Origin of the sequence: Variovorax sp. OK212, from assembly GCF_900112425.1 — a bacterium.
GTDB lineage: Bacteria > Pseudomonadota > Gammaproteobacteria > Burkholderiales > Burkholderiaceae_C > Variovorax.
The window spans coordinates 48,899-72,726 of record NZ_FOLP01000029.1 but is presented as its reverse complement, the minus strand read 5'-3'; the positions used below and the strand labels follow the sequence as shown (position 1 = coordinate 72,726).

Below are 23,828 nucleotides of genomic sequence, written 5' to 3'. Positions count from 1 at the left end.
GGACCCTCCATGACCACCAACAGCGAACTCAAGACCCGCCGCCTCGCCGCCACCCCGCGCGGCGTGGGCGTGATGTGCGACTTCCATGCCCAGCGCGCCGAGAACGCGAGCCTGTGGGACGTGGAAGGCCGCGAGTACATCGACTTTGCCGCCGGCATCGCCGTGCTGAACACCGGCCACCGCCATCCGCGCCTGGTCGCCGCCATCGAGCAGCAGCTGGCCCACTTCACGCACACGGCCTACCAGATCGTTCCGTACGAAAGCGTGATCTCGCTGGCCGAACGCCTGAACGCGCTGGTGCCCATTTCGGGCCCGGTGAAGACGGCCTTCTTCACCACCGGCGCCGAGGCGCTCGAAAACGCCGTGAAGATCGCGCGCGCGCACACCGGCCGCGCGGGCGTCATCGCGTTCGGCGGCGGCTTTCATGGCCGCACGCTCATGACGCTGGCCATGACCGGCAAGGTGGCGCCGTACAAGCTGGGCTTCGGTCCGTTCCCGGCCGACGTGTTCCATGTGCCGTTTCCCAGCACGCTGCAGGGCGTGAGCGCGGCGGATTCGCTGGCCGCGCTGGCGCGCCTGTTCAAGACCGACATCGAGCCCCGGCGCGTGGCCGCGATCGTCATCGAGCCGGTGCAGGGCGAGGGCGGCTTCAACGTGGCGCCCACCGAGCTGATGCAGGGCCTGCGCGCGCTGTGCGACGAGCACGGCATCGTGCTCATCGCCGACGAGGTGCAAAGCGGCTTCGCGCGCACCGGCAAGCTGTTCTCCATGCAGCACCACGGCGTGGAGCCCGACCTGATCACCATGGCCAAGAGCCTCGCGGGCGGCATGCCGCTTTCCGCGGTGGCCGGGCGCGCGGACATCATGGACGCGCCCGCGCCGGGCGGCCTGGGCGGCACCTACGCCGGCAACCCGCTGGCCGTGGCCTCCGCGCACGCGGTGCTCGACGTGATCGCCGACGAGAAGCTGTGCGACCGCGCCGCCGAGCTGGGCTCGCGCCTGGTGTCGCGCCTGCTCGACGCGAAGGAGTCGAACAAGGCCATCGCCGAAGTGCGCGCGCAGGGCTCGATGGTCGCCATCGAGCTGTGCGATCCGGCCACCGGCGCACCCGACGCGGAAGCCGTGAAGCGCGTGCAGGCCAAGGCGATGGAACAGGGCCTGCTGCTGTTGAGCTGCGGCATGTACGGCAACGTGATCCGCTTCCTGTACCCGCTGACCATTCCCGACGCGCTGTTCGACCGCGCGCTCGACATCATCGGTGGAGCGCTGAAGGCATGAGCACGACCACCAACCCCCTGGGCCTGAAGCGTCCCGACCTGCTGCAGCCCGCCTGCCTCATCGACGGCGAATGGACCGCCGCCGACAGCGGCGCCACGCTCGCCGTGACCGACCCGGCCACCGGCAAGCACATCGCCGACGTGCCCCGCATGGGCCGCGCCGAGACCGAGCGCGCCATTGCCGGTGCCGCCGCCGCGCTGCCTGCATGGCGTGCGCGCACCGCGCGCGAACGCGCCCAGGTGCTGCGCCGCTGGGCCGACCTGATGCTCGCGCACCAGGACGACCTGGGCCGACTCATGACGCTGGAGCAAGGCAAGCCGCTGGCCGAAGCGCGCGGCGAAATCGCCTATGCCGCCTCATTCATCGAATGGTTCGCCGAGGAAGCCAAGCGCGTCGACGGCGAGGTGCTGCAGCCGCAGCGCGCGGGCCAGCACATCGTGGTGCTCAAGCAGCCCATCGGCGTGTGCGCCGCCATCACGCCGTGGAACTTCCCGGCCGCGATGATCACGCGCAAGGTCGGCCCCGCGCTGGCCGCGGGCTGCACCATCGTCGTGAAGCCGGCCGAGCTCACGCCGCTGAGCGCCTTTGCGCTCGGCGTGCTGGGGCTCGAGGCCGGCCTGCCGCCGGGCGTGCTGCAGATCGTGACCGGCGACGCGCCGGCCATCGGCGCCGCGCTGTGCGAGAGCGACACCGTGCGCAAGCTCAGCTTCACCGGCTCCACCGGCGTGGGCCGCCTGCTGATGCAGCAATGCGCGCCCACCATCAAGAAGCTGTCGCTCGAGCTCGGCGGCAATGCGCCGCTGATCGTGTTCGACGACGCCGACCTCGAGCGTGCGGTCGAAGGCATCATTGCCTCCAAGTTCCGCAACGCCGGGCAGACCTGCGTGTGCGCCAACCGCATCTACGTGCAGTCGGGCATCTACGACGCGCTGTCGCAGCGGCTGGTGGAGGCGGTGGAAGCCATGCGCGTGGGCAACGGGCTGGAAGCCGGCGTGGTGCAAGGCCCGCTGATCGACGCACGCGCCGTGGCCAAGGTGCGCGAGCACATCGACGACGCACTCACGCAAGGCGCCGCGCTGCGCACCGGCGGCAAGCCGCATGCGATGGGCGGCACCTTCTTCGAGCCGACGGTGCTCACCGGCGTGACGCAGGCCATGCGCGTGGCGCGCGAGGAAACCTTCGGCCCGCTCGCGCCGCTGTTCCGCTTCGACACCGAAGAAGAAGCCATCGCGATGGCCAACGACACGGTGTTCGGCCTCGCGGCCTATGTGTTCACCGAAGACCGCCGCCGCATCTGGCGCGTGGGCGAGCAGCTGGAAACGGGCATGGTCGGCATCAACACCGGCCTGATCTCGAACGAGGTCGCGCCCTTCGGTGGCGTGAAGCAGTCGGGCCTGGGCCGCGAAGGCTCGCGCCACGGCATCGAGGACTACCTGGAGCTCAAGTACCTCTGCCTGCAGGACTGAGCCGCAAGGTCCTGCGAGGTCCTCGAGGTCCTCGAGGTCAGCCCACGGCCTTGATGAGCCGCTCGCGCCCCGCCTTCGCGAGCATCGAGGCCACCGCGCAGGAGGCGAGCCGTGCCGATTCCGAATCGGCGCGGCTCGTCAGGATCACCGGCACCTTGGTGCCCAGCACGATGCCCGCGGCATAGGCGCCACCCAGGAAGGTGAGGCTCTTCGCGAGCATGTTGCCCGCGTCGAGGTCGGGCACGATCAGCACGTTGGCGCGGCCCGCCACCGGCGACACGATGCCCTTGATGCGCGCGGCCTCGGGGTCGATGGCGTTGTCCATGGCCAGCGGGCCGTCGAGCTGCGCGCCGGTGATCTGGCCGCGGTCGGCCATCTTGCACAGCACGGCCGCGTCCAGCGTGGAGGGCACCTTGGCGTTGACCGTTTCGGTGGCCGACAGCAGCGCCACGCGCACGGCCGGCATCTGCAGCGCATGCGCGAGGTCGATCGCGTTCTGCACGATGTCGACCTTCTCCTCCAGCGTGGGCGCGATGTTGATCGCCGCGTCCGAAATGATCAGCGGCTGCCCGTGGCCGGGCACGTCCATCACGAAGCAGTGGCTGATGCGCCGCGAGGTGCGCAGGCCGCCTTCGCGGCGCACCACCGCGCCCATGAGTTCGTCGGTGTGCAGGCTGCCCTTCATCAGCGCGTCGACCTCGCCGCGCAGCGCCATGGCCACCGCCGCGTCGGCCGCGGCGTGGCTGTGCGGCGCATCGACGATCTCGAAGTCCGAGATGTCGGCGCCGATGGATTGCGCCGCCGCCTCGATGCGCGCGCGCGGGCCGATGAGCACCGGCGCCACCAGGCCCAGCCGCACCGAGGACAGCACCGCCTCGAGCGACACGTCGTTCACGGGGTGCACCACCGCCACGCGCAGCGGCGGCAGCGCGCGCGCCGCGGCAATCAGGCGGTCGTAGTGCGGGTGGGCGGCCGGGGACGAAGACGACATGCGTGCTCCAGGAGGTTGAACAGGGGAGGGCAGACAGGGCAGAAGGGCAGAAAGGGCGGGAACAACGGGAGGGCAACGCCTCAGGACGCGCGGACCAGCGGATGCCGCAGCACGCGCTCGCACACGGCGCGCCGGTCGGTGAGCTTCGCGTGCTCGCCGAGCCACTCCTTCTCGTCGGGCGGCGGCGCGGCCTTGGTGGCGGTGGCCTTGGCGTGCGTGAGCCGCGCCAGCTGCAGCGCGCGCTCGAGCGCGTGCTTGCACGGACGGTACTTTTCGGTGGCATCCGTTTCAACGGGCCATTGCCCGGCCTGCTTTTCGAGCGTCTTGGTGACCGTGTCGAAGGCCTTGCGGTCGGCCATGGCGCGCAGGTCGATCACCTGGCTGGCCAGGTCGTTGAGCATGACCTGGGAGGCCTCGGCCAGCTCGCGCACCGACTCTTCGTCGGCCGCCGCGCTGTGGAGGCACGCCATCGTGAGGATGGCCGCGCACAGCCATCTCTTCCTTTGCTTGTTTCGCGTGGACTGCATGGCGGCAAAGCTTAGTCGATGCCGCGCGGCAGGGTCATTTCAGCAGGCCGAGGTTTGCAACGATCTTGCCGATGGGTTTCTTCTCGCCGACCAGCGCCAGGCCGACGTAGCGCAGCTCCTCGGGCGCCACGGTGGCCACCACGTCGCGGAAGGCGGCGTAATTGGTGGTCTGCTGGCCCTGCACCGGAAAGTCGACCACGTCGCAGCCCGCGTCCAGCGCGCGGGCGCGCAGCGCGTTGAGCTCGTCCTGCCCGGCCGACAGCACGGCAATGCCGATGGGAATGAGGCCCGGGTGCGCGAAGCCGGCGGCGTCCACCAGCGGCTCGCCGACCAGGCCGGGGTGGCGCGCCCCGACGGTGAGCGCGATGACGGCCGCGGCGTTGGCCGCGCGGCCGGGCGCAAGCGCGGCGTCGATCACGATCACGCAGCGGGAGGGCGGGGTGGGAATGGTTTCGGTCGATTGCATGGGTTGGATGAAAATGAGCAGTGCTCAGTAAAATCAGCTATGGCAAGGTTGATGTCTGGATTATTTGTGAGCATAACTCACGAAAAAAATGAAGGCCGAGGCTGGTACAGGATGCGATTGACTCGCCCCGCCAGGCGTCGACAATCGCGCTCCAACTGCGCCCCATCCATGAAAAAACTCACCCTTGCCCTCGCGCTCCTGACCCTGTGCACCGGTGCCCTGGCCGCCGACCTGAAGGTGCTGACCGCCGGCGCCTTCAAGCCCGTGGTGGTGGCGCTGGCGCCCGTGTTCGAGCAGCGCACCGGCCACAGGCTCAGCATCGACAACGACACCGCCGGCGCGCTGCAAAAGCGCATCGGCGGCGGCGAGGCCTTCGACCTGGTGGTGCTGACGCCGGCCGCCATCGAGCAGCTCGCCGCTTCTGGCAAGGTGGCCGCGGGCTCGTCGGCGCGGCTGGCGCGCGTGGCCATCGGCGTGGCGGTGAAGCAAGGTGCGACGGCCCCGGATATCTCCAGCGTGGCGGCGTTCAGGCAGGCGCTGCTCGATGCGCGCGCGGTCGCCTACATCGACCCCGCGGCGGGCGGCTCCAGCGGCGTGTACCTGTCGCAGCTGTTCGTGAAGATGGGCATTGCCCCGCAAATTCAGGCCAAGGCCGTGCTGGTGCCCGGCGGGCTGGTGGCGCAGCGCGTGGTCAGCGGCGAGGCCGACCTGGCGGTGCACCAGGTCAGCGAGATCCTGGCCGTGCCCGGCGCCACGCTGGTCGGGCCCATTCCGGCCGAGGTGCAGAACTACACCGTGTATGCCGGCGCCGTGGGCGCGGCGGCGCGCGATGCGCAGGCCGCGCAGGCCTTCCTCGCGCTGCTGGGCAGCGCCGAGGCGCGCGCGGTGCTGGCGCAGAAGGGCATGGAAGCGCCCTGAGGCACATCCCGCGCATCAAGCGCATCAGGCCCATCAGGCGCGCGGAGGCTTCTCCGCGTCGGTCGCCAACAGCGGCCGCAGCATCCAAAGCCCGATGGCCGGCCCTGCCGCCAGCCCCGGCAGCAGCACTTCCAGCGGCAGCACCCGGGTGCCGCGCACGAACAGCTCGATGCTCAGCACCGTGATGCCGAAGCCGATGCAGTTGGCAAAGGTCAGCACGCTGCCCACCAGCTGCGGCGGCGCGTTGCGCGCGGTGAGGGTGGAGAACTGCGGCGAATCGCCCACCACCGTGACGCCCCACAGCAGCAGCCACGCCGCGAACACCGGCGCCGGCGCATGCAGCAGCCAGGGCGCCGCCAGGCCGCAGGCGCCGCTCAATGCCAGCTGGGTGCCGGCGACGCGCGCGCTGCCCATGCGCCGCGCCAGCAGGCCGCCGCCCACGCAGCCGAGCACGCCGCTCGCGATGACCCAGAACGCCGTCGCGCTGACGGCCGATGCCGCCAGGCGCGTGGCGAGGATGAACGGCACCAGCACGTAGAAGGTGTAGAGCTCCCACATGTGGCCGAAGTAGCCGAAGACCGACGCGCGCACGCGGCGGTCGCTCCAGATGGCGCCGAGCCCGCGCGGGTTGATCTTCTGGGCCGCGCCCGCGCTGCGCGGCGCATCGGGCACCAGCAGCGCCGTCGCCAGCCCGCCGGCCAGCGCCAGCAGCGACACCCCCAGCAGCACGCCGCGCCACGACAGCGAAGGCCCGCCGCCGCCGTCCCCCCAGCCGACCGCGCGCAGGCCGTAGGGCAAGGCCGTGCCCAGCACCAGCGCGCCGATCAGCATGCCCATGGCCGCGCCCAAACCTTCGCGGTACCAGCTCGCCGCGATGCGCATGCCGATCGGGTACACGCCCGCCAGCAGAAAGCCCACGGCGAAGCGCGACGCCAGCAAGGCGGCCCACGCGCCGGTCGGCAAGAACGCCGCCACCGCATTGGCCACGGCGCCGGCCGCGGCGCACACGAGGAACAGGCGCGTGGGGCGGTAGCGGTCGGCGATGGTGAGCAGCGCGAACACCAGTGTTCCCGCCACAAAGCCGACCTGCACCGCCGAGGTGAGCGTGCCGACCGACGACGGCGCGAGTGCCCAGGCCAGCTGCAGGTCGGGCATGACGGCATTGGCGGCGAACCACAGCGAGGTGCCCGCGAACTGCGAGAACACGATCACCGGCAGCACGCGCGCGGGCACGTTGGTGGTCATGGTGCAGAGGGCCCCGCGCCGACCGGACCACCTGAGGCACCTGCGCCACTTGAGCCACCGGCCCCCTCCGAGCCACCTGCACCGCAAACCATCGCCGGGATCTTCATGACGTCCTCGACGCCCTCGGTGAGGGCAATGAGGCCGATTCTGCGCCGCGGGCGCGCTTGCGGGCCGCCGTTCGCCGCCATGGCTATGGGCCGCTGTTCTTCTCGAGACGCCGCAGCGCGCCGCTCACCTGCGACTTGAATTCGGCCAGCGCCTGCAGCGACGTGTCGGGCGGTGCCAGGCTGCTCCACAGCAGGTCGCACAGGTGCCCGGCGGTGCGTTCGATGTCGGGCTTGCGGCCGGACTCGATGCCGTCCCACAGCACGTGCTCCATCGAGCCGTAGACCATGTCGCGCAGCAGCCTGAGCGGCACGTCGTCGCGCACTTCGCCGGCCTTGCGGCCCGCCTCGAGCGCGCGCATCAGCGGTGCGGTGTAGCGCCGCTTCAGGTCGGCAATGACGTCGGCGAAGGCGCGGTCGGCGGTGCGCCCCTCGCTCAGCACCAGCGCGCAGATGCCGGCGCCTTCGCCCATCAGGTTGGTGAGGTGGCGGTGCACCGCGAACTGCAGCTGCTGGCGCAGGCCCGCGCGCAGCGGCAGCTCGCGCTCGACCTCGCCCGAAATCTCGTCGTACCAGCGCCTTACCACCTCGATGCACAGCTCGCGCTTGCTGCCGAAGTAGGTGAACACCGTGGCCTCGGACACGCCCGCGCGCTGCGCGATCTCCAGCGTGGTGGCGCGCTCGAAGCCCTTGTCCGCGAACACGGCGCGCGCGTTCGCCAGCAGGCTCTCGACGGTTTTCTCCGACTTGCTGCCGCGCGCGGTGCGGCGGGCGGGCCTGGTGTCTGCGTCTGTCATGGGGCGATCTCGATCTTGAGGCGGGGTCAAGAAGTCATTTTCGCTCGCCGCGGCGGCCCGGCTGCGGCTGTACAGCGGAGGCAGTTGAGTCGCGCTCGGCCAAAAAAAGAGCCCGCACAAGGCGGGCTCAATGGCCCCGATCTCGCAAAGGGCCTGTGGAGGGAGTGCCCGCCGGAGGAACCAAACGGGCGAGGTCGATGGTCGCGGCCAATCTGGGAGATTTCATGGAGAACCCTGTTGATTCGTTCATGAGGGTTAACGCAAGGGCTGGTTTTTGAAGTGGCTGTCTACAATATGGACGCACATCCACAATATGGACAAACACCATGCCCCTCGATGATTTGGACCCGAACCCGAAAACGCCCTACCAGTACCCGAACCCGCCGGACGCACTGCCCGAGATCGTGGTCCAGCACGCGATTCCGCAGGACGAGCGCCTGTGGGTGCCGCAGGCCGACAACGTGTGGTTCCGCCCGCTGTGCCTGAACGCCAGCCAGGGCTACTGGATGAACCTGCTGCGCGTGCGCAAGTCGGGCGTGCTGAGCCGCCACCGCCATCCGCAGGCGGTGCACGGCTTCGTGCTGAAGGGGCGCTGGCGCTACCTCGAGCACGACTGGGAAGCCACCGAGGGCAGCTACGTGTTCGAGCCGCCGGGCGAGACGCACACGCTGTACGTGCCCGAGGACGTGGAAGAAATGATCACGTACTTCCAGGTCAACGGTGTCATGTACTACACCGACCCCTGGGGCAAGGGCATGGGCTACGAGGACGTGTTCACCAAGATCGACATGTGCCGCAAGCACTTCGAGGCCGTGGGCCTGGGCGCGGACTTCACCAAGCAGTTCATCCGATGAGCGTGGGCTACGCCAGCGCGCGCTACGACTTCGCCGGTGCCGTGGCGGTGGTCACGGGCGGCGCGAGCGGCATCGGCGCCGAGGTGGCGCGGCACCTGCGCGCGAGCGGCGCGCGGGTGGCGGTGTGGGACATGGCGCCGCCCGCGGGCGACGACGCCTGGCAGGTCGACGTGACCGACCTGGCGGGCGTGGAGCGCGCCGCGCAGGCGGTGGCCGCGCGCTTCGGCCGCATCGACTTCGTGGTCAACAGCGCCGGCTTCGCGGGCCCGACCCTGCCGCTGGAGGCCTACGACCCGGCCGTGTGGCGCCGCATCGTCGACGTGAACCTGGTGGGCACCTTCAACGTGTGCCGCGCCGTGGTGCCGCACCTGCGGGCCGCGAATGCGAATGCGGGTGCGGGTGCGAGGGCGGGAACAGGTGCGGGCCGCATCGTCAACATCGCCTCGCTGGCCGGCAAGGAGGGCACGCCCAACGCGTCGGCCTACAGCGCGGCCAAGGCCGGCGTGCTGGCGCTCACCAAGTCGCTGGGCAAGGAGCTGGCGACCACCGGCATCCTGGTCAACGCCATTGCGCCGGCCGCGGTGCGCACGCCCATCCTGGCGCAGATGTCGCCGGCGCACGTGCAGGCCATGGTCGACAAGAGCCCCATGCAGCGCCTGGGCGAGAGCAGCGAGGTCGCCGAGATGGTGGCGTGGCTGTGCTCGGGTTCGTGCAGCTTCAACACCGGTGCGGTGTTCGACCTGTCGGGAGGGCGGGCCACCTGCTGATTTCACCGCGTGCCACCGGCCTGGGCGACCGAGCGCCAGGCCCTTCTTTTTCAGACCGATCAAACCGACGGAGACAAACCCCATGATGCGATTCACCCTTGACCTGCGCCGCCTTGCGGCACTCGCCCTGCTGCCCGCCGCGGCGCTCGGCGTCACGACGCAAGCCTCTGCCCAGGCGCGCGACTTTCCCAACCACCCGATCGAGCTGATCGTGCCCTTCCAGCCGGGCGGCGGCACCGACGCGCTCGCGCGCGCCTTCGCCGAGGCCTCGCAGAAGCACATGCCGCAGAGCGTGGTCATCGTGAACAAGCCCGGCGCGAGCGGCGCCATCGGCTGGCAGGACGTGATCAACGCCAAGCCCGACGGCTACCGCCTGGCGGTGGTCACGGTCGAGGTCACCACGCTGCCCAACATGGGGCTGGCCAAGTTCACCTACAACGACATGACGCCGATCGCGCAGCTCAACGCCGACCAGGCCGCCATCACCGTGCGCGCCGACGCGCCGTGGAACACCATCGAGGAGTTCCTGGCCGCCGCCAAGAAGGACAGCGGCAAGATCAGCGTCGGCAACGCGGGCAACGGCTCCATCTGGCACCTGGCCGCGGCCGCGCTCGAGGACAAGACCAACGTCAAGTTCAACCACCTGCCGTTCCAGGGCGCGGGCCCCGCGGTGCTCGCGCTGCTCGGCGGCCACATCGACGCGGTGGCCGTGAGCCCCGCCGAAGTCACCACCTACGTGCAGGCCGGCAAGTTCAAGATGCTCGCCGTCATGGCCGACCAGCGCGTGAAGGGCTTCGAGAAAGTGCCCACGCTGAAGGAGCGCAACATCGACCTGGTGCTGGGCACCTGGCGCGGCATCGCGGCGCCGAAGAACACGCCGCCCGACGTGGTCGCGTACCTGAAGGACATGAGCAGGAAGGCCGCGAACGAGCCCGCGTTCCGCGCCGTGCTCGACAAGCAGAATCTGGGCTTCGCCTACGCGGACGACGTGGCGTTCAAGGCCGTCATGGCACGGGACGCCGCCTACTTCAAGACGCTGATGGGCAAGCTCGACATCAAGAACTGACCTCCACCCCCCACACACACGACATGACCTACCAGCCAGGACTTTTCAACGGCAAGCGCGCACTCGTCGCCGGTGCCACGCAGGGCATCGGTGCCGTCATCGCCAATCACCTGGCCGCGCTCGGCGCGCAGGTGACCGCACTCGGCCTGGGGCCGGGCGACGGCACGCTCGACGCGAACATCGACGCGAGGCAGGCCGACGTCACATCGGGCCCGAGCGTGGACGCGGCGCTGGCCGACATCGAGCGGCTCGACATCGTCTTCAACTGCGCCGGCATCATCCAGCGCGGCGCCGAGCACGACATCGAGGTGTTCGAGAGAGTGCTGGCCGTGAACCTCACGGGCACCATGCGCGTGTGCGGCGCCACGCGCGAGCGGCTGAAGGCAAGCAAGGGCTGCATCGTCAACACCGCGTCGATGCTGAGCTTCTTCGGCGGTGGCCTGGTGCCTGGCTATGCGGCCAGCAAGGGCGGCGTGGCGCAGCTCACCAAGTCGCTGGCCATCGCGTATGCGGCCGACGGCATCCGCGTGAACGCCGTGGCGCCGGGCTGGATCGCCACGCCGCTCACGCAGGCGCTGCAGGACGACCCGGCACGCGCCGGCCCCATCCTCGCGCGCACGCCGCTGGGCCGCTGGGGCTTGCCCGACGACGTGGCGCGCGCGGCCGTGTTCCTGTGCACGCCGGCCGCGTCGTTCATGACAGGCGTGATCCTGCCGGTGGACGGCGGGTACATGGTGAGCTGAGGCGGCAGCGGGCGTGCAGGGGACCGAGCGAAAGAGGCACATGGCGCGTATGGCGCATATAGCGCATATGGCGCATATGGCGCATATGGCGCATATGGCGCATATGGATAATGACCCGGCCCTTCTTCCAGCCTCCAGCCTTCGGCTTGCAGCCGCCGGCTTCCCCGATCGCCTCATGCCCGCTCCCCGGTCTTCTTCACCCGCCCCGTCTCCCGTGCAAGCACAGGTCGCGGGCACCGCGTCGTTCTCCAAGTTCATGCACGTGCTGCAGCTGGTGGCCGACGCCGAAGAGCCGGTGAACGTGGCCGCGCTCATGCGCGCCAGCGGCTACCCGCGGCCCACGGTGCACCGCATCGTGGCCGCGCTCATCGCCGAGCGCCTGCTGGTGGAGAACCAGCACAGCGCCGCGCTCGCGCTGGGCCCGCGGCTGATCCAGCTCGCCAGCCGCAGCTGGGGCCGTTCCGAGATGCGCCTGGCCGCCGTCGACGAGCTCAAGCGCCTGCGCGACCAGACCGGCGAGACCGTGCACCTGGCCGTGCCCAACGGCGCGAACATGGTCTACATCGAGAAGCTCGAAAGTCCCAGCGCCGTGCGCATGGCGTCGCGCATCGGCACCAGCGTGTCGCTGCACGCCACCGCCGTGGGCAAGGCCTACATGGCCGCGCTCGACGACAAGGCGCTGAAGGCGGTGATGAAAGACCTGCCCATGCCGCGCTACACCGGCAACACCATGGTCGAGCCCGCGGTGCTGCTCGCGCAGATCGAGCAGACACGCGCGCGGGGCTGGTCGGTCGACAACGAGGAAAACGAGGCGGGCATCTTCTGCTTCGGCGCCGTGATCCGCGGGGCCACCGGCGCGCCCGTGGCGGCCATCAGCGTCAGCACCCTGGTGTTCCGCCAGAAGGAGCACCCCGAGCAGGCCTACGTGGCGCCCTTGCTCGAAGCCTGCCGCGTGATCTCCGAGCGCATCGCGCAGGCGCCGTCGCTGGCGGACGGCGACGCGCTTTGAGCCGGTAGCCGCTCAGCCGGCGCGGGAACGTTCCCGCGCTTCGACGATGTGCTGCAGCGCGGCCTCGAGCATCGGCCAGCTGGCGAAGAAGTACACCTTGTCCGTGCGGTCCCAGCGGCCGCCGAATTCCTTGAGCGTGATCGCGAACCCCGAGAGGCTGCCCAGCAGCGCGGGCTTGGGCGCGCCATAAGGTTCGACGAAGTCGCCGACGGTGCAGCCTAGCCGGGCTGCCAGCGCCTGGGCTCGATCGGTGGCGCGGGGCGAAGAAAGAAACATGGCGCCGATTTTCTTGGAGCCGGGAATGTCATTTGACGTTGCACCGCTCGGGCGCCATCGCTTAGGGCAAATGAATGCCCGGGCGTTGTTTCCTGGCTGGCGTGCGATCGAACACGCCGATGAAATGAAGAGTGACAGCGGTTGGCATCGAGGCGTTTCCCTGAGCGGTTTTTTTTCTCCCTGACCTCAACCTCTACCAGCGCCGAACCGCTGTCGAGAAGCAGTGTCTGCGACACAGGTGAAGTCGCAGTGAAGTCCGTGAGGGAGTTCTGTGAAACGATACCCGGCGGCGCGTTGCATGCCACTCACCCGAAGGCGGCCACCCAATCCCAGACCCGCGCGGGCGCCTCGACCATCACGTTGTGGCCGTGCGGCCCGAGGTCGCGCGCATCGGGGTCGAGCGAACGTGTCTGCTCCAGCGTCACCATCGCGTCGTGGTGTCCGCGGGCCAGATGCACGGGGCAGCGCGCCAGCGTCATCAGTTCGCTCAACGGGGGCTTGCCCACGGCGTTGGCGCGCGGGTCCATCGCAAGGCGCCAGCCCTCGGCACCGTGCGCGATGCCGCGCTGGGCTGTGGGAGCGCCTGCGTAGGCGATGCCGGCCAGGCCAGAGACCTTCAGGTACCGGTCCCACGCTTCTTCTTCGGTCGCGAATCGCTTGCCCGGCTGCGAGGCCAGCGTCTCCATGCGACGCACTTCGTCGTCGCTCCACGCGACCTTGATGCCCGCGCCGAACACCCGGTGCGGCGTGACACCGAACCACCCCGTGGCCAGGGCCAGCGCGACCACTCCGCCCAGCGAGTGCCCGAGCACCACCAGGCGTCCTGCAGGATCGATGTGCGGCAGCACGGCGCGAGCCACGCTGGCCGCGTGCTGGCCGACGGCATACGAGTCCTGCCGCCCGGACTGGCCGTGGCCGGGCAGGTCGGGCACGAGCCAGCGTCCATGCCAGCGCGCACTGGCCTCGGCAAGCATGGGCGACCACACCGCGCCCGTCGCGCCCATGCCGTGCAGCATGAGAAGCAGGTCGGGGCCCTCGCCGCCTTGTTCGGTGTGCATGTCAGCTGCCTTCGTCGCGCTTGAGAGGGCGCAAGAATACCCGAGGGTTCCTGCGCGGCGGCTGCCCACGTCGCTCAGCGTGCAGGCGCGGGCGGGCGCTTTCGAGTCGTGTCGTTCAGGCCGCCGGTCCGGCCCGGCAGCTCAGCGGCGAACGGTGCCGCGCGCCAGCGTCTCGGAGGGCCGTTCGCCGAAGCGGCTGCGGTATTGCGCCGCGAAGTGGCCCAGGTGCAGAAACCCGTACTTCTGCGCCGTCTCGCGCACGCCGCCGTGGCCTTGCGGCGGCGCCAGCAGCTCGGCGCGCACCCTGTCGAGCCGGAGTTCGCGCAGGAACTCCATCGGCCCCTGGTCCGCATGCTGGCGAAACGCCAGCTGCAGCGCGCGCGCGCTGCAGCCGACTTCGCGGCACACGTCGGCCAGCGACACCGGCTGCTCCGCGTGCGCGGCCATGAACTCCTGCGCCTTGCGCACCACGCGCGGCAGCAGGCCGCGCTGCGCATCGCCCGCCAGCGCGCGCGAGTGGTTGTGGCCGGCCGACATCAGCAGGCTCGACATCAGGTATTCCTCGGCGTGCTCGGCGAGGCGGCTGCCGGCCTGCAGCGCGTTGCCGGCGTCCAGCGTGAGCCGCAGGTAGTCGATGAAATGCACCAGCGGCGCCAGGGCGGGGTTGTCCAGCGGCACGCCCAGTTCGAACACCAGCGCCTGCCGCACGGGCGCCTGCAGCAGCGCCTCGAGCCGCGACAGCAGCGCCGGGCGGGCCAGCCGCACGATCAGGTGCGGGCTGTCGTCGGCCCAGCGCATCGACAGCGGCTCGGTCGGCGACGGCAGCGAGGCGAGCTGCGGCGTGGCCTCGATGCGCTGCGCGCCGCAACGGATGTCGGCGCCGCCGCGCAACGGAATCTGCAACAGGAAGAAATCCTGCAGGAAGCCCGGCTCGATCTGCACACCCGGCCCGTACTGCACGTAGTTGAGGCTCACGTCGCGGTGCAGCCGCGCGCTGTGGTGGCAGGCGTCGAGCTCGGTGCGCGGGCGCAGCATGGTCAGGCCGTGCGGGCAGAACACGCGGGCCACGCTCTCGCGTGCCTCGTCCATGTCGTGGCTCTCGAACAGTCGGTAACGCTGCAACGGCAGCCCAGCGGTGATGGCGGCGGTTTCCATGGGGCGCAGTGACCCTAGCAAAAACCATCCCCGCTCACAATTCGGATCGCCCCTTGTCGAAAACATGCGCGCCAGGGACAGCGCCTGCGCGCGCGGGATGCGCCGGCGGCGCTCCACCTCCTAACGTACGACCCCACAGGCCAGCCCGGCCTGGTCGATCCACCAAGGAGAGCAAGCGTCATGTTCAAGGGACTCGAAGGCAGGAGCGCCATCGTCACGGGCGGTGCCACATTGATAGGGGCCGGCGTGGTGCGCGCGCTGCACGCGGCCGGCGTGAAGGTCGTCATTGCCGACATCGACGCCGCCAACGGACAGGCGCTGGCCGATTCGCTCGGCGCCGGTGCGCGCTTCGTGCACACCGACATCACCGACGACGCGCAGGTGGCCGCCTGCGTGACGCAGGCCGCAACGCAGCACGGCGGCGTGCACTTCCTGGTGAACCTCGCGTGCTCGTACGTGGACGATGGCTTCAAGTCGCCGCGCGCCGACTGGCTCGCTTCGTTCAACGTGAACGTGGCCAGCGCGGTGGCAATGCTGCAGGCCGTGCACCCGCACATGGTGGCGGCGGGCGGCGGCGCGGTGGTCAATTTCACGAGCATTTCTTCGCGCGTGGCGCAGACGGGGCGCTGGCTCTACCCGGTCAGCAAGGCCGCGATGGCGCAGCTCACGCGCAACATGGCGATGGACCTGGCGCGCGACCGCATTCGTGTGAACAGCGTGTCGCCGGGCTGGACCTGGTCGGCCGTGATGGACCGCCTGAGCGGCGGCGACCGCGCCAAGACCGACCGCGTGGCCGCGCCCTTTCACCTGCTGGGGCGCGTCGGCGACCCCGACGAGGTGGCGCAGGTGGTGCTGTTCCTGTGCTCGGAGCACGCGAGCTTCGTGACCGGTGCCGACTACGCGGTGGACGGCGGCTATTCCGCCATGGGCCCCGAGCAGGCCGTGCCCGCCATTCCGAAGCTGATGGACTGAACAGCAAGCAAACGAGTAAGCAAGGAGCAACACCATGAAGCGAATCGCCATCGTCGGCGCGGGCCAGTCGGGCCTGCAACTGGGGCTGGGCCTGCTGGGCGCGGGCTATGAGGTCACGATGTTCAGCAACCGCACGGGCGACGACATCCGCCATGGCAAGGTGATGTCGAGCCAGTGCATGTTCAACACGTCGTTGCAGATCGAGCGCGACCTGGGGCTGGACCACTGGGCGAAAGCTTGCCCCATGGTCGAAGGCATCGGCCTGGCCGTGCCGCACCCCGAGCAGAAGGGCGCGAAGGCCATCGACTGGGCGGCGCGGCTGCAGTCGGGCGCGCAGTCGGTCGACCAGCGCCTGAAGATCCCGGCGTGGATGGCCGAGTTCCAGAAGAAGGGCGGCGAACTGGTCTTCAAGGACGCGGGCATCGACGAACTCGAGGCCTGCACCCGAAGCCACGACCTCACGCTGGTGGCCAGCGGCAAGGGCGAGATCTCGAAGCTGTTCGAGCGCGACGCTCACAAGTCGACCTACGACAAGCCGCAACGCGCGCTGGCGCTCACCTACGTGAAGGGCATGAAGCCGCGCGAGCCGTTCTCGGCCGTGAGCTTCAACCTGATCCCCGGCGTGGGCGAGTACTTCGTGTTCCCCGCGCTCACGACCACGGGCCCGTGCGAGATCATGGTGTTCGAAGGCGTGCCGGGCGGCCCGATGGACTGCTGGGCCGACGTGAAGACCCCGCAGGAGCACCTGGCGCGCAGCCGATGGATCCTCGACACCTTCACGCCGTGGGAGGCTGAACGCTGCAGGGACATCGAGCTGACCGACGACAACGGCATCCTCGCGGGCCGCTTCGCGCCGACGGTGCGCAAGCCGGTGGCCACGCTGCCCTCGGGGCGCAAGGTGCTCGGGCTGGCCGACGTGGTGGTGCTCAACGACCCCATCACCGGCCAGGGCTCGAACAACGCCGCCAAATGCGCCGACGTGTACCTCAAGAGCATCCTCGCGCGCGGCGACGGCACGGCCGACGCGGCATGGATGCAGCAGACCTTCGACCGCTACTGGTTCGGCTATTCGCAGTGGGTCACGCAGTGGACCAACATGCTGCTGGCACCGCCGCCGCCGCACGTGCTGAACCTGCTCGGCAGCGCCGGCGCCGTGCCGCCGCTGGCCAGCGCGATCGTCAACGGCTTCGACGACCCGCGCACCTTTTTCCCGTGGTTCGCCGACCCCGTGGAGGCCGGCCGCTACATCGAAACCTGCGCGGCCGCGGCCTGACGCACCGGCGAGGAGCGGGCGTATGACAAGGAGCGTGGCCATCGTCGGCGCCGGGCAGTCCGGCATGCAACTCGCACTCGGCCTGCAGGCGGCGGGGCACGAGGTGACGGTTTTTTCGAACCGCACGGCGCGCGAGATCTTCGAAGGGCCGGTCATGTCGAGCCAGTGCATGTTCGAGACCGCGCTGCAGACCGAGCGCGAACTCGGGCTCGACTTCTGGGCCGATGCATGCCCGCGCGTGGAAGGCATCGGCATGGCGGTGCGCAACCCGCAGGGCGGCAAGGCCATCGAATGGAGCGCGAGGCTCGACGGGCCGGCGCAGTCGGTCGACCAGCGCGTGAAGATACCGGCCTGGATGCAGGCCTTCGAGCAGCGCGGCGGGCGCATCGTGTGGCAGGACGTGGGGCTCGACGAACTGGAAACCTGCGCGCAGGCGCACGACCTCGTGGTCGTGGCCAGCGGCAAGGGCGAGATCTCGAAGCTCTTCGAGCGCGACGCCGAACGCTCGCCGTTCGATGCGCCGCAGCGCGTGCTGGCGCTCACCTATGTGAAGGGCATGACACCGCGCGAGCCGTTCCCGGCCGTGAGCTTCAACCTGATTCCGGGCGTGGGCGAGTACTTCGTGTTCCCCGCGCTCACGACCACCGGGCCGTGCGAGATCATGGTGTTCGAAGGCGTGCCCGGCGGGCCGCTGGACTGCTGGGCCGACGTGAAGACGCCGCAGGCGCACCTGGCGCGCAGCCGGTGGATCCTCGAGACCTTCCTGCCGTGGGAGGCCGAACGTTGCCGCCACATCGAACTGGCCGACGACAACGGCGTGCTCGTCGGCAGCTTTGCACCGACCGTGCGCAAGCCGGTGGCCACGCTGCCTTCGGGGCGCAAGGTGCTGGGCCTGGCCGACGTGGTGGTGCTCAACGACCCGATCACCGGCCAGGGCTCGAACAACGCGGCCAAGAGCGCCGACATCTACCTCGAGCGCATCCTCGCGCACGGCGATGCGCCGTTCGACGCGGCGTGGATGCAGCAGACCTTCGACCGCTACTGGGAAGGCTATGCGCGCTGGGCCACCGATTGGACCCACAGCCTGCTCGCGCCGCCCAGCCCGCACCTGCACAAGCTGCTGCAGAGCGCAACGCACATGCCGGCGGTGGCGAGCACGGTGGTCAACGGCTTCGACGACCCGCGCGCCTTCGCGCCCTGGTGGTTCGATCCCGCGGAAGCCGACCGCTTTCTTGAAGCGAAGGCGCGCGAGGCCGCCGCCGACCGCTTCGACCGCCGCGATTTCCGCAAGGCGCTGGGGCAGTTCTCCACCGGCGTCACCGTCATCACCACGCGTGCCATCGACGGGCGCCGCGTGGGCATGACGGCCAACTCGTTCTCGTCGGTCTCGCTCGACCCGCCGCTGGTGCTGTGGAGCCTGGCGCGCAACGCGCCGAGCGTGGCCGACTTCACCGGCGCCAGCCATTTCGCGATCAACGTGCTGGCGGCGCACCAGCACCACCTGTCGCGCCAGTTCTCCACGCCGCAGGCCGACAAGTTCGGCGGCGTGGACTGCTGCGAGGGCACGGCGGGCGTGCCGCTGCTCAACGATGTCATCGCGCGCTTCGTGTGCCGCAACGTCCGGCAGTACGATGGCGGCGATCACCTGATCTTCATCGGTGAAGTCGAGCGGTACGACCGCTTCGACGGCGAGCCGCTGGTGTTTCACTCGGGCTACTACCAGGTGACGACGCGGCACCCGGAATGTTTGCAATAGACCTCAGAACGGAGAACCCACATGCAAGACAAGGCACAGGCTTCGGGCCAGTACATCGAGATGAAGGCCGCCGACGGCAGCGGCAGCTTTCGCGGCTACCTTGCCGTGCCCAAGGGCGGCAGCGGCCCGGGCCTGGTGATCGCGCAGGAGATCTTCGGCGTGAACCACACCATGCGCGAGGTGGCCGACTACTACGCAGAAGAAGGCTACGTGGCGCTGGTGCCCGACCTGTTCTGGCGGCAGGAGCCCAACGTGGAGCTGGGCTACAGCGAAGCCGACTGGCAGCGCGCCTTTGCGCTGTACGGCGGCTTCGACGAAGCCAGGGGCATGGAGGACATGCAGACCGCCATCGACGCGCTGCGCGCGCGCGCCGAAGTGCCGGGCAAGAAGGTCGGCGTGCTCGGCTTCTGCCTCGGCGGCAAGCTCGCGTACCTCGCGGCGTGCCGCACCGACGCGGACGTGGCCGTCGGCTACTACGGCGTGGGCATCGACGCCGCGCTGGGCGAGGCCGACAACATCAAGCGCCCGCTCACCTTGCACATCGCCGAGCTCGACAAGTTCTGCCCGCCCGAGGCGCGCGACCGCATCCTGGCCACGCTCAAGGGCCGGCCCGGCGTCTCGCTGCATGTGTACCCCGGCATGGACCACGCCTTTGCGCGCACGGGCGGCGAGCATTTCCACAAGCCCTCGGCGCTCATGGCGCACGAGCGCAGCATCGCCACGCTGAAGGGCGCCATCGGCCCCGACTACGACCTTTCCGCGCTGTGGGACAAGCACTGCGAGTACGAGTTCGGCACGCGCAACGTCGACGACACCATGGGCACCATGGTGGCCGAGCCCTACGTCAACCACATCCCCACCATGACCGGCGGCGTGGGCTACAAGGACCTGCACGCGTTCTATACCAACCACTTCGTCAACAGCAACCCGCCCGACACCTCGCTGGTGCCGATCTCGCGCACCGTGGGCGCCACGCAGGTGGTCGACGAGATGCTGTTCTGCTTCACCCACACCACCGAGATCCCGTGGATGCTGCCGGGCGTCAAGCCCACCGGCAAGCGCGTGGAAGTGCCGTTGCTGGCGGTCATCAAGTTCCGCGGCGACAAGCTCTACCACGAGCACATCTACTGGGACCAGGCCAGCGTGCTGGTGCAGGTGGGCCTGCTCGACGCGAAGCTGCTGCCGGTGGCGGGCGTGGAGACCGGGCGCAAGCTGCTGGACGAGACGCTGCCGTCGAACACGCTGATGCGCTGACCGGCGACGCGCCAGGGGAGCGGGCGAGCGGGCGACCGGGCGACCGGGGCTGCTAGCCCTTGTCGGCCCGCACCATGTGCTCGGCCAGCGTCTCGTACAGCGGCCGGCTGATCATCCGCGAGACCAAGCTGGCCAGCATGGCCGCGGCCATCAGGCTCAGCACCATCGAGTGGCCGTCGACCATTTCCATCACGATGATGAAGGCCGTGAGCGGCGCCTGCGTCACCGCCGCCAGGAAGCCGGCCATGCCCATCGCGATGAGCGCCGGCCCCAGCTCGCCGCTGCCCAGCCGGGCAACGGCGTCGCCGATGCCCGCGCCGATCGACAGCGAGGGCGCGAAGATGCCGCCCGGCACGCCGCACCAGGCCGTGAGCCAGGTCGCCACGAACTTGAGCACCGTGTACAGCGGCGTGAGTTCGTCGTGCCCCTGCAGCATCTGCTTGACCGCCTCGGAGCCCGCGCCGAAGGTCACGCCGCCGGTCACCAGCCCGATGACGGCCACCGCCAGCCCGCCGCAGGCTGCGAAGCGCACCGGAAAGCGCGCGCGCCAGCGGTTGAAGCGCCCCGGCGCGCCGGTGAGCGACGCCGTGAGCAGCCGCGCGAACAGGCCGCCCGCGCCGCCGCTCAGCAGCGTGACCGCCAGGCCCGGCCCGAGCGCGTCCCACCCCAGCCGCGGCACGCGGATCACTCCGAAGTAGCTGCTGTTGCCGAACACCGAAACGGCCACCAGGCCCGCCAGCACGATGGCCGTGATGATCAGCCCGCTGGAGCGCGCCTCGAGCCGGCCCGACAGTTCCTCGATGGCGAACACCACGCCCGCCAGCGGCGCGTTGAACGCCGCCGCAATGCCGGCCGCCCCGCCGGCCACCAGCAGCGCGCGCCCGTCGATGGCGGTGTGGGGCGAGAGCCAGCGCCGCGCGTGCTGCATCACCCCGGCCGCGACCTGCACCGACGGGCCTTCGCGCCCGATCGACAGGCCGGCGGCAAAGCCGGCCACGCCCAGCCCGATCTTCGCGACCGTGAGCCGCAGCGAGGCGAAGGCGAAGCGCCGCGCCTCGGGCAGCGAGGGGTGCAGCGCCGCCTTGATCTGCGGAATGCCCGAGCCGCTCGCGCCCGGAAAGTAGCGCCGCGTGAACCACACGATGCCTGCGGTGATGAGCGGCGTCGTCAGCAGCACGGTCCACGGCCAGGCGGTGTAGAGGCGCTGGAACAGTCCGAAGGCCCAGTCGCTGGCCATCGTGAAGCCCACCACGAAGAGCCCGGCCGCAATGGCATAGCCCAGCACGATGGCCCGGTCGAGCCAGACACGGCCGCCGCGCAACTCGGCGCGAAGGTGCTCGAAAAAGTCTGGCTCTTGATTCATCCGGGGGACAGTTTACGTAAGGCGGAGTGGTCCAGACCCGCGCCGCAGGCCCATAGTTCCCTTGCGGCCCGGTCGGTGCGCCGCTGAGAACGTGGCTCGCGGGCATGTGCGAAGGACGCCTACACGGCCCGTGCCCCGTTCATGGAAGGGTTCGAAGCAGGAGTAAGGGGCGAGGTTGTCGGGCTTCTAGCTCGACCCGAAGGAGCGAAACAGATGTTTGCCGCACACATGTCAACCCGAATCAAGAAGGCCGTTCTGCTGGCCGGCGCCATGGTGCTGGCGGCCGGGTCGGCGGCTGCACAACCGGCGCCCCAGCCGCCGATGCCGGCCGAGGTCGACGGCTCGAAACAGGGCGCCGACAAGGCGATGGTCCTGAAGCCGCCCGCCACCAAGGTGGACCCGCGGCTGGCCAGGCCCGCGCCGCTCGACAAGGACCCCGGCCTGATCGAGAAGCCGCCGGCCGATGCGAATCCTGGTGCCGCCAGCGGTTCCGGCGCGGCACCGTCACGCTAGGACGACTGCAGGGGCGCCGCTGCGGATTGCAAGCGGAACACCCCGCGCTGAGCCACGCCGCCATCAGCACAACCGTCTGGCAACAGGTCAGGCAACAAGGAACAGCCCAGATGAAGTCCAAGATCCTCAACCAAGGCCCCGAACGCACCATCGCGCTCATCTTCGAGAAGGGCGACGACGTCGTTTCCCTCCTCGAGCAGTACGCCAAGGAACACGCGCTGTCGGCCAGCCGCTTCAGCGCGATAGGCGCGCTGCGCGGCGCCGTGCTCGGCTACTTCGACTGGGAGCTCAAGGCGTACGAACGGATACCCGTCGACGAGCAGGTCGAGGTACTCTCGTTGAACGGCGACATCGCGCTCGACGGCGACGAGCCCAAGGTGCACGCGCATGCGGTGCTGGGGCGGCGCGACGGCAGCACCGTCGGCGGCCATCTGCTGCAGGCCACGGTGCAACCCACGCTGGAGGTGCTGCTGATCGAGTCGCCGGGCTACCTGCGCAAGACCTGCAACCGCGAGAGCGGGCTGGCCCTGATCGATGTTGACGCCTGATACACAAGGCCGAACAAGGCACGAGCCGGACCTGACCGAGTGACGACGGAACAAGGAGACCCACGATGGTGAGCAAGAACACGATCTGCCTGTGGTACGACGGCACGGCCCTGGACGCCGCGAAGTTCTATGCGAAGACTTTTCCCGACAGCACGGTGGGCGCGATCAACCAAGCGCCGGGCGACTACCCCGATGGCAAGCAGGGCGACGTACTGACGGTCGAGTTCACGGTGCTCGGCATTCCCTGCCTCGGCCTGAACGGCGGCCCGGTGTTCAAGCACAACGAAGCCTTCTCGTTCCAGGTGGCGACCGACGACCAGGCCGAAACCGATCGCCTGTGGAACGCCATCGTCGGCAACGGCGGCCAGGAGAGCGCCTGCGGGTGGTGCAAGGACAGGTGGGGCCTGTCTTGGCAGATCACGCCACGCGCACTCACCGACGCGATCGCCGACCCCGACCGCGCGGCCGCCAAGCGTGCGTTCGACGCCATGATGGACATGGGGAAGATCGACATCGCGGCCATCGTAGCGGCCCGCCGCGGCTGACTTTTCTTCCGGCGCCGCAGTTCGCGGCGGCTGGCCAGTTGTCAAAAGACCCTCCCCCCGAAGATCGCAGTTGATTTCCCTCGCGCGAGGGGTATGTTTGCTGCATGAACGGCAATATCCCTGAGTTCGGCCTGCCCGAGGGTTGGACCTGTTCGGTCGAGCTTCAGAAGTCGGCCGACGGGTGCTTCGCCGGCAAGGCGGAACTGCGCGAAGGCCGCGACGCGCGCTGTGTCTTCGTTCTGACACAGCAGCCGACCCGCGAGGCCGCCTATGCACGCGCCAAGGTGCATGCGGAGCAGTTCGTCGCCGAGTGGGCGCTTCGGCAACGTGAACGGGCGGCGCCTCGTCTCAAGGAGTGACCGATGCATCGGCCGGCAAGTCGCCCGTCTTGCGCGCCCGCGCGGTGCGCCCGGTTTTGACAGTCGGCCGGCGCTGGTAGAGGCGCTGCGGCAGCCGTTGCGAAAGCGCGGCAACCTCGATGCCGGCGGCTGTCATTGAATGCGCCGTCGCGGGTGGCCCCCGCGATGGGACAGCGAAGGCGAAGACGTCCTACGTGCCACGGGCTGTCGATGTTGCAAACCGTAGGCCATGGAACGCGAGTGGGACGCACTTTTACCAACCGGCTGGAGTGCGGTCGTGTCCCGCCGGGGCGGCAACGGGGAGCCTGCGGAGTTGCGGGTCGAACTGCGCCACAGGGGCGAGTTGCAGTGCCTGGTGGCAGCCGTTCACCAGCCTTCTGCCGAGGTCGCCAAGGAGCGCGTGCGCCGCGTCGTTCGGGCGTTCCTGGATCGGCATGGCCACGACCCTTCGTCAAAGGGCGAGCACGCCCGTTGAGGCCCGACCTTTTTTTCTCTCCCTGTGGCGGCGCCGTGCCCCTCATCCGT

Annotated in this window: 27 protein-coding genes and 1 pseudogene; 18 read left to right on the top strand and 10 right to left on the bottom strand. The window is 69.7% G+C overall.

All coding sequences use genetic code 11. From position 1 onward, the window contains the following. Positions 1-9 precede the first annotated feature (9 nt). The gene (locus tag BM004_RS37350) at positions 10-1,278 is read left to right on the top strand and encodes a 4-aminobutyrate--2-oxoglutarate transaminase (RefSeq protein ID WP_093131289.1); all 1,269 of its coding nucleotides are present in this window, start codon (positions 10-12) and stop codon (positions 1,276-1,278) included. Then, positions 1,275-2,744 (top strand): NAD-dependent succinate-semialdehyde dehydrogenase, encoded by a 1,470-nt coding sequence (locus BM004_RS37345; protein WP_093221516.1) that lies wholly within the window; start codon positions 1,275-1,277, stop codon positions 2,742-2,744. The genes BM004_RS37350 and BM004_RS37345 overlap by 4 nt, the downstream gene beginning before the upstream one ends. 37 nt (positions 2,745-2,781) lie before the next feature. Here the strand turns inward: BM004_RS37345 and BM004_RS37340 are convergent, their stop codons facing one another. From BM004_RS37340 to BM004_RS37330, 3 genes are all read right to left on the bottom strand, one after another. Further along, entirely contained in the window at positions 2,782-3,735 is a 954-nt protein-coding gene (locus tag BM004_RS37340; RefSeq protein ID WP_093131285.1) for a phosphate acetyltransferase, read from the bottom strand. Between the two features lie 80 nt (positions 3,736-3,815). Further along, positions 3,816-4,262: a hypothetical protein gene (locus BM004_RS37335; protein ID WP_093221513.1), complete on the bottom strand. Its 447-nt coding sequence runs from the start codon at positions 4,260-4,262 to the stop codon at positions 3,816-3,818. 34 nt (positions 4,263-4,296) lie between these two features. Next, positions 4,297-4,728 (bottom strand): DUF2000 domain-containing protein, encoded by a 432-nt coding sequence (locus BM004_RS37330; RefSeq protein ID WP_093221511.1) that lies wholly within the window; start codon positions 4,726-4,728, stop codon positions 4,297-4,299. A gap of 168 nt (positions 4,729-4,896) precedes the next feature. Between BM004_RS37330 and BM004_RS37325 the strand changes: the two genes are divergently transcribed. Further along, entirely contained in the window at positions 4,897-5,646 is a 750-nt protein-coding gene (locus tag BM004_RS37325; protein WP_177206753.1) for a substrate-binding domain-containing protein, read from the top strand. A 33-nt stretch (positions 5,647-5,679) separates the two neighbouring features. Here the strand turns inward: BM004_RS37325 and BM004_RS37320 are convergent, their stop codons facing one another. Together BM004_RS37320 and BM004_RS37315 are read right to left on the bottom strand one after the other, a co-directional pair. Further along, complete coding sequence (locus BM004_RS37320; protein ID WP_093221506.1) at positions 5,680-6,891, bottom strand: MFS transporter; 1,212 nt, start codon at positions 6,889-6,891, stop codon at positions 5,680-5,682. A 190-nt stretch (positions 6,892-7,081) separates the two neighbouring features. Then, entirely contained in the window at positions 7,082-7,792 is a 711-nt protein-coding gene (locus BM004_RS37315) for a TetR/AcrR family transcriptional regulator (RefSeq protein WP_093131275.1), read from the bottom strand. A 326-nt stretch (positions 7,793-8,118) separates the two neighbouring features. Between BM004_RS37315 and BM004_RS37310 the strand changes: the two genes are divergently transcribed. The 5 genes from BM004_RS37310 (at position 8,119) to BM004_RS37290 (ending at position 12,231) form a co-directional block, all read left to right on the top strand. After that, positions 8,119-8,646 (top strand): 2,4'-dihydroxyacetophenone dioxygenase family protein, encoded by a 528-nt coding sequence (locus tag BM004_RS37310; RefSeq protein ID WP_093221503.1) that lies wholly within the window; start codon positions 8,119-8,121, stop codon positions 8,644-8,646. A gap of 2 nt (positions 8,647-8,648) precedes the next feature. After that, positions 8,649-9,413, top strand: a complete 765-nt coding sequence (locus BM004_RS37305; RefSeq protein ID WP_093221543.1) for an SDR family NAD(P)-dependent oxidoreductase — start codon at positions 8,649-8,651, stop codon at positions 9,411-9,413. Positions 9,414-9,498: 85 nt separating this feature from the next. Beyond that, positions 9,499-10,479 carry a tripartite tricarboxylate transporter substrate binding protein gene (locus BM004_RS37300; protein WP_093221540.1) on the top strand — a complete coding sequence of 327 codons (981 nt, stop codon included), beginning with the start codon at positions 9,499-9,501 and terminating at the stop codon, positions 10,477-10,479. A gap of 23 nt (positions 10,480-10,502) precedes the next feature. Next, positions 10,503-11,222 (top strand): SDR family NAD(P)-dependent oxidoreductase, encoded by a 720-nt coding sequence (locus BM004_RS37295; RefSeq protein ID WP_093131271.1) that lies wholly within the window; start codon positions 10,503-10,505, stop codon positions 11,220-11,222. A 175-nt stretch (positions 11,223-11,397) separates the two neighbouring features. Continuing rightward, complete coding sequence (locus tag BM004_RS37290) at positions 11,398-12,231, top strand: IclR family transcriptional regulator (protein WP_093221501.1); 834 nt, start codon at positions 11,398-11,400, stop codon at positions 12,229-12,231. 12 nt (positions 12,232-12,243) lie between these two features. On the opposite strand, the gene BM004_RS37285 is transcribed toward BM004_RS37290, so the two are convergent. After that, the gene (locus BM004_RS37285; RefSeq protein ID WP_093221499.1) at positions 12,244-12,507 is read right to left on the bottom strand and encodes a hypothetical protein; all 264 of its coding nucleotides are present in this window, start codon (positions 12,505-12,507) and stop codon (positions 12,244-12,246) included. On the opposite strand from BM004_RS37285, the gene BM004_RS41070 reads away from it, so the two are divergent. Then, positions 12,506-12,691 carry a hypothetical protein gene (locus BM004_RS41070; protein ID WP_143072641.1) on the top strand — a complete coding sequence of 62 codons (186 nt, stop codon included), beginning with the start codon at positions 12,506-12,508 and terminating at the stop codon, positions 12,689-12,691. The genes BM004_RS37285 and BM004_RS41070 overlap by 2 nt on opposite strands. A 121-nt stretch (positions 12,692-12,812) precedes the next feature. On the opposite strand, the gene BM004_RS37280 is transcribed toward BM004_RS41070, so the two are convergent. Together BM004_RS37280 and BM004_RS37275 are read right to left on the bottom strand one after the other, a co-directional pair. Beyond that, positions 12,813-13,565 carry an alpha/beta fold hydrolase gene (locus BM004_RS37280; protein WP_093221497.1) on the bottom strand — a complete coding sequence of 251 codons (753 nt, stop codon included), beginning with the start codon at positions 13,563-13,565 and terminating at the stop codon, positions 12,813-12,815. Positions 13,566-13,706: 141 nt separating this feature from the next. Then, positions 13,707-14,705 (bottom strand): AraC family transcriptional regulator, encoded by a 999-nt coding sequence (locus BM004_RS37275; protein ID WP_093221538.1) that lies wholly within the window; start codon positions 14,703-14,705, stop codon positions 13,707-13,709. Between the two features lie 195 nt (positions 14,706-14,900). On the opposite strand from BM004_RS37275, the gene BM004_RS37270 reads away from it, so the two are divergent. The 5 genes and pseudogenes from BM004_RS37270 to BM004_RS37255 all read left to right on the top strand — a co-directional run bounded on the left by BM004_RS37270 (position 14,901) and on the right by BM004_RS37255 (position 19,975). Further along, entirely contained in the window at positions 14,901-15,692 is a 792-nt protein-coding gene (locus tag BM004_RS37270) for an SDR family oxidoreductase (protein WP_093131264.1), read from the top strand. A gap of 34 nt (positions 15,693-15,726) precedes the next feature. Then, positions 15,727-16,965 (top strand): styrene monooxygenase/indole monooxygenase family protein, encoded by a 1,239-nt coding sequence (locus BM004_RS37265; protein WP_093221495.1) that lies wholly within the window; start codon positions 15,727-15,729, stop codon positions 16,963-16,965. Between the two features lie 22 nt (positions 16,966-16,987). Further along, positions 16,988-18,223 (top strand): annotated as a pseudogene (locus BM004_RS42565) (styrene monooxygenase/indole monooxygenase family protein); the annotation flags it as partial. Positions 18,224-18,259: 36 nt separating this feature from the next. Next, a complete protein-coding gene (locus tag BM004_RS42235; RefSeq protein ID WP_256220245.1) occupies positions 18,260-18,721 on the top strand; it encodes a flavin reductase family protein in 462 nt (153 codons plus the stop codon). A gap of 21 nt (positions 18,722-18,742) precedes the next feature. Continuing rightward, positions 18,743-19,975 carry a dienelactone hydrolase family protein gene (locus BM004_RS37255; protein ID WP_093131259.1) on the top strand — a complete coding sequence of 411 codons (1,233 nt, stop codon included), beginning with the start codon at positions 18,743-18,745 and terminating at the stop codon, positions 19,973-19,975. 52 nt (positions 19,976-20,027) lie between these two features. Here the strand turns inward: BM004_RS37255 and BM004_RS37250 are convergent, their stop codons facing one another. Beyond that, on the bottom strand, positions 20,028-21,338 hold the full coding sequence (locus BM004_RS37250; RefSeq protein ID WP_093221490.1) for a chloride channel protein: 1,311 nt from the start codon (positions 21,336-21,338) through the stop codon (positions 20,028-20,030). Between the two features lie 228 nt (positions 21,339-21,566). Here BM004_RS37250 and BM004_RS37245 point away from each other — a divergent pair, with 228 nt between their 5' ends. From BM004_RS37245 to BM004_RS37230, 4 genes are all read left to right on the top strand, one after another. Continuing rightward, complete coding sequence (locus BM004_RS37245) at positions 21,567-21,851, top strand: hypothetical protein (RefSeq protein ID WP_143072640.1); 285 nt, start codon at positions 21,567-21,569, stop codon at positions 21,849-21,851. A gap of 110 nt (positions 21,852-21,961) precedes the next feature. After that, positions 21,962-22,399, top strand: coding sequence for a PPC domain-containing DNA-binding protein (locus BM004_RS37240; protein ID WP_093221485.1), 438 nt, complete (start codon positions 21,962-21,964; stop codon positions 22,397-22,399). 65 nt (positions 22,400-22,464) lie between these two features. Then, the gene (locus tag BM004_RS37235; protein ID WP_093221483.1) at positions 22,465-22,944 is read left to right on the top strand and encodes a VOC family protein; all 480 of its coding nucleotides are present in this window, start codon (positions 22,465-22,467) and stop codon (positions 22,942-22,944) included. 104 nt (positions 22,945-23,048) lie between these two features. Further along, entirely contained in the window at positions 23,049-23,303 is a 255-nt protein-coding gene (locus BM004_RS37230) for a hypothetical protein (protein ID WP_093131249.1), read from the top strand. Here the strand turns inward: BM004_RS37230 and BM004_RS41700 are convergent. Beyond that, positions 23,293-23,439 (bottom strand): hypothetical protein, encoded by a 147-nt coding sequence (locus tag BM004_RS41700; protein ID WP_177206752.1) that lies wholly within the window; start codon positions 23,437-23,439, stop codon positions 23,293-23,295. The genes BM004_RS37230 and BM004_RS41700 overlap by 11 nt on opposite strands. Between the last annotated feature and the right edge of the window lie 389 nt (positions 23,440-23,828).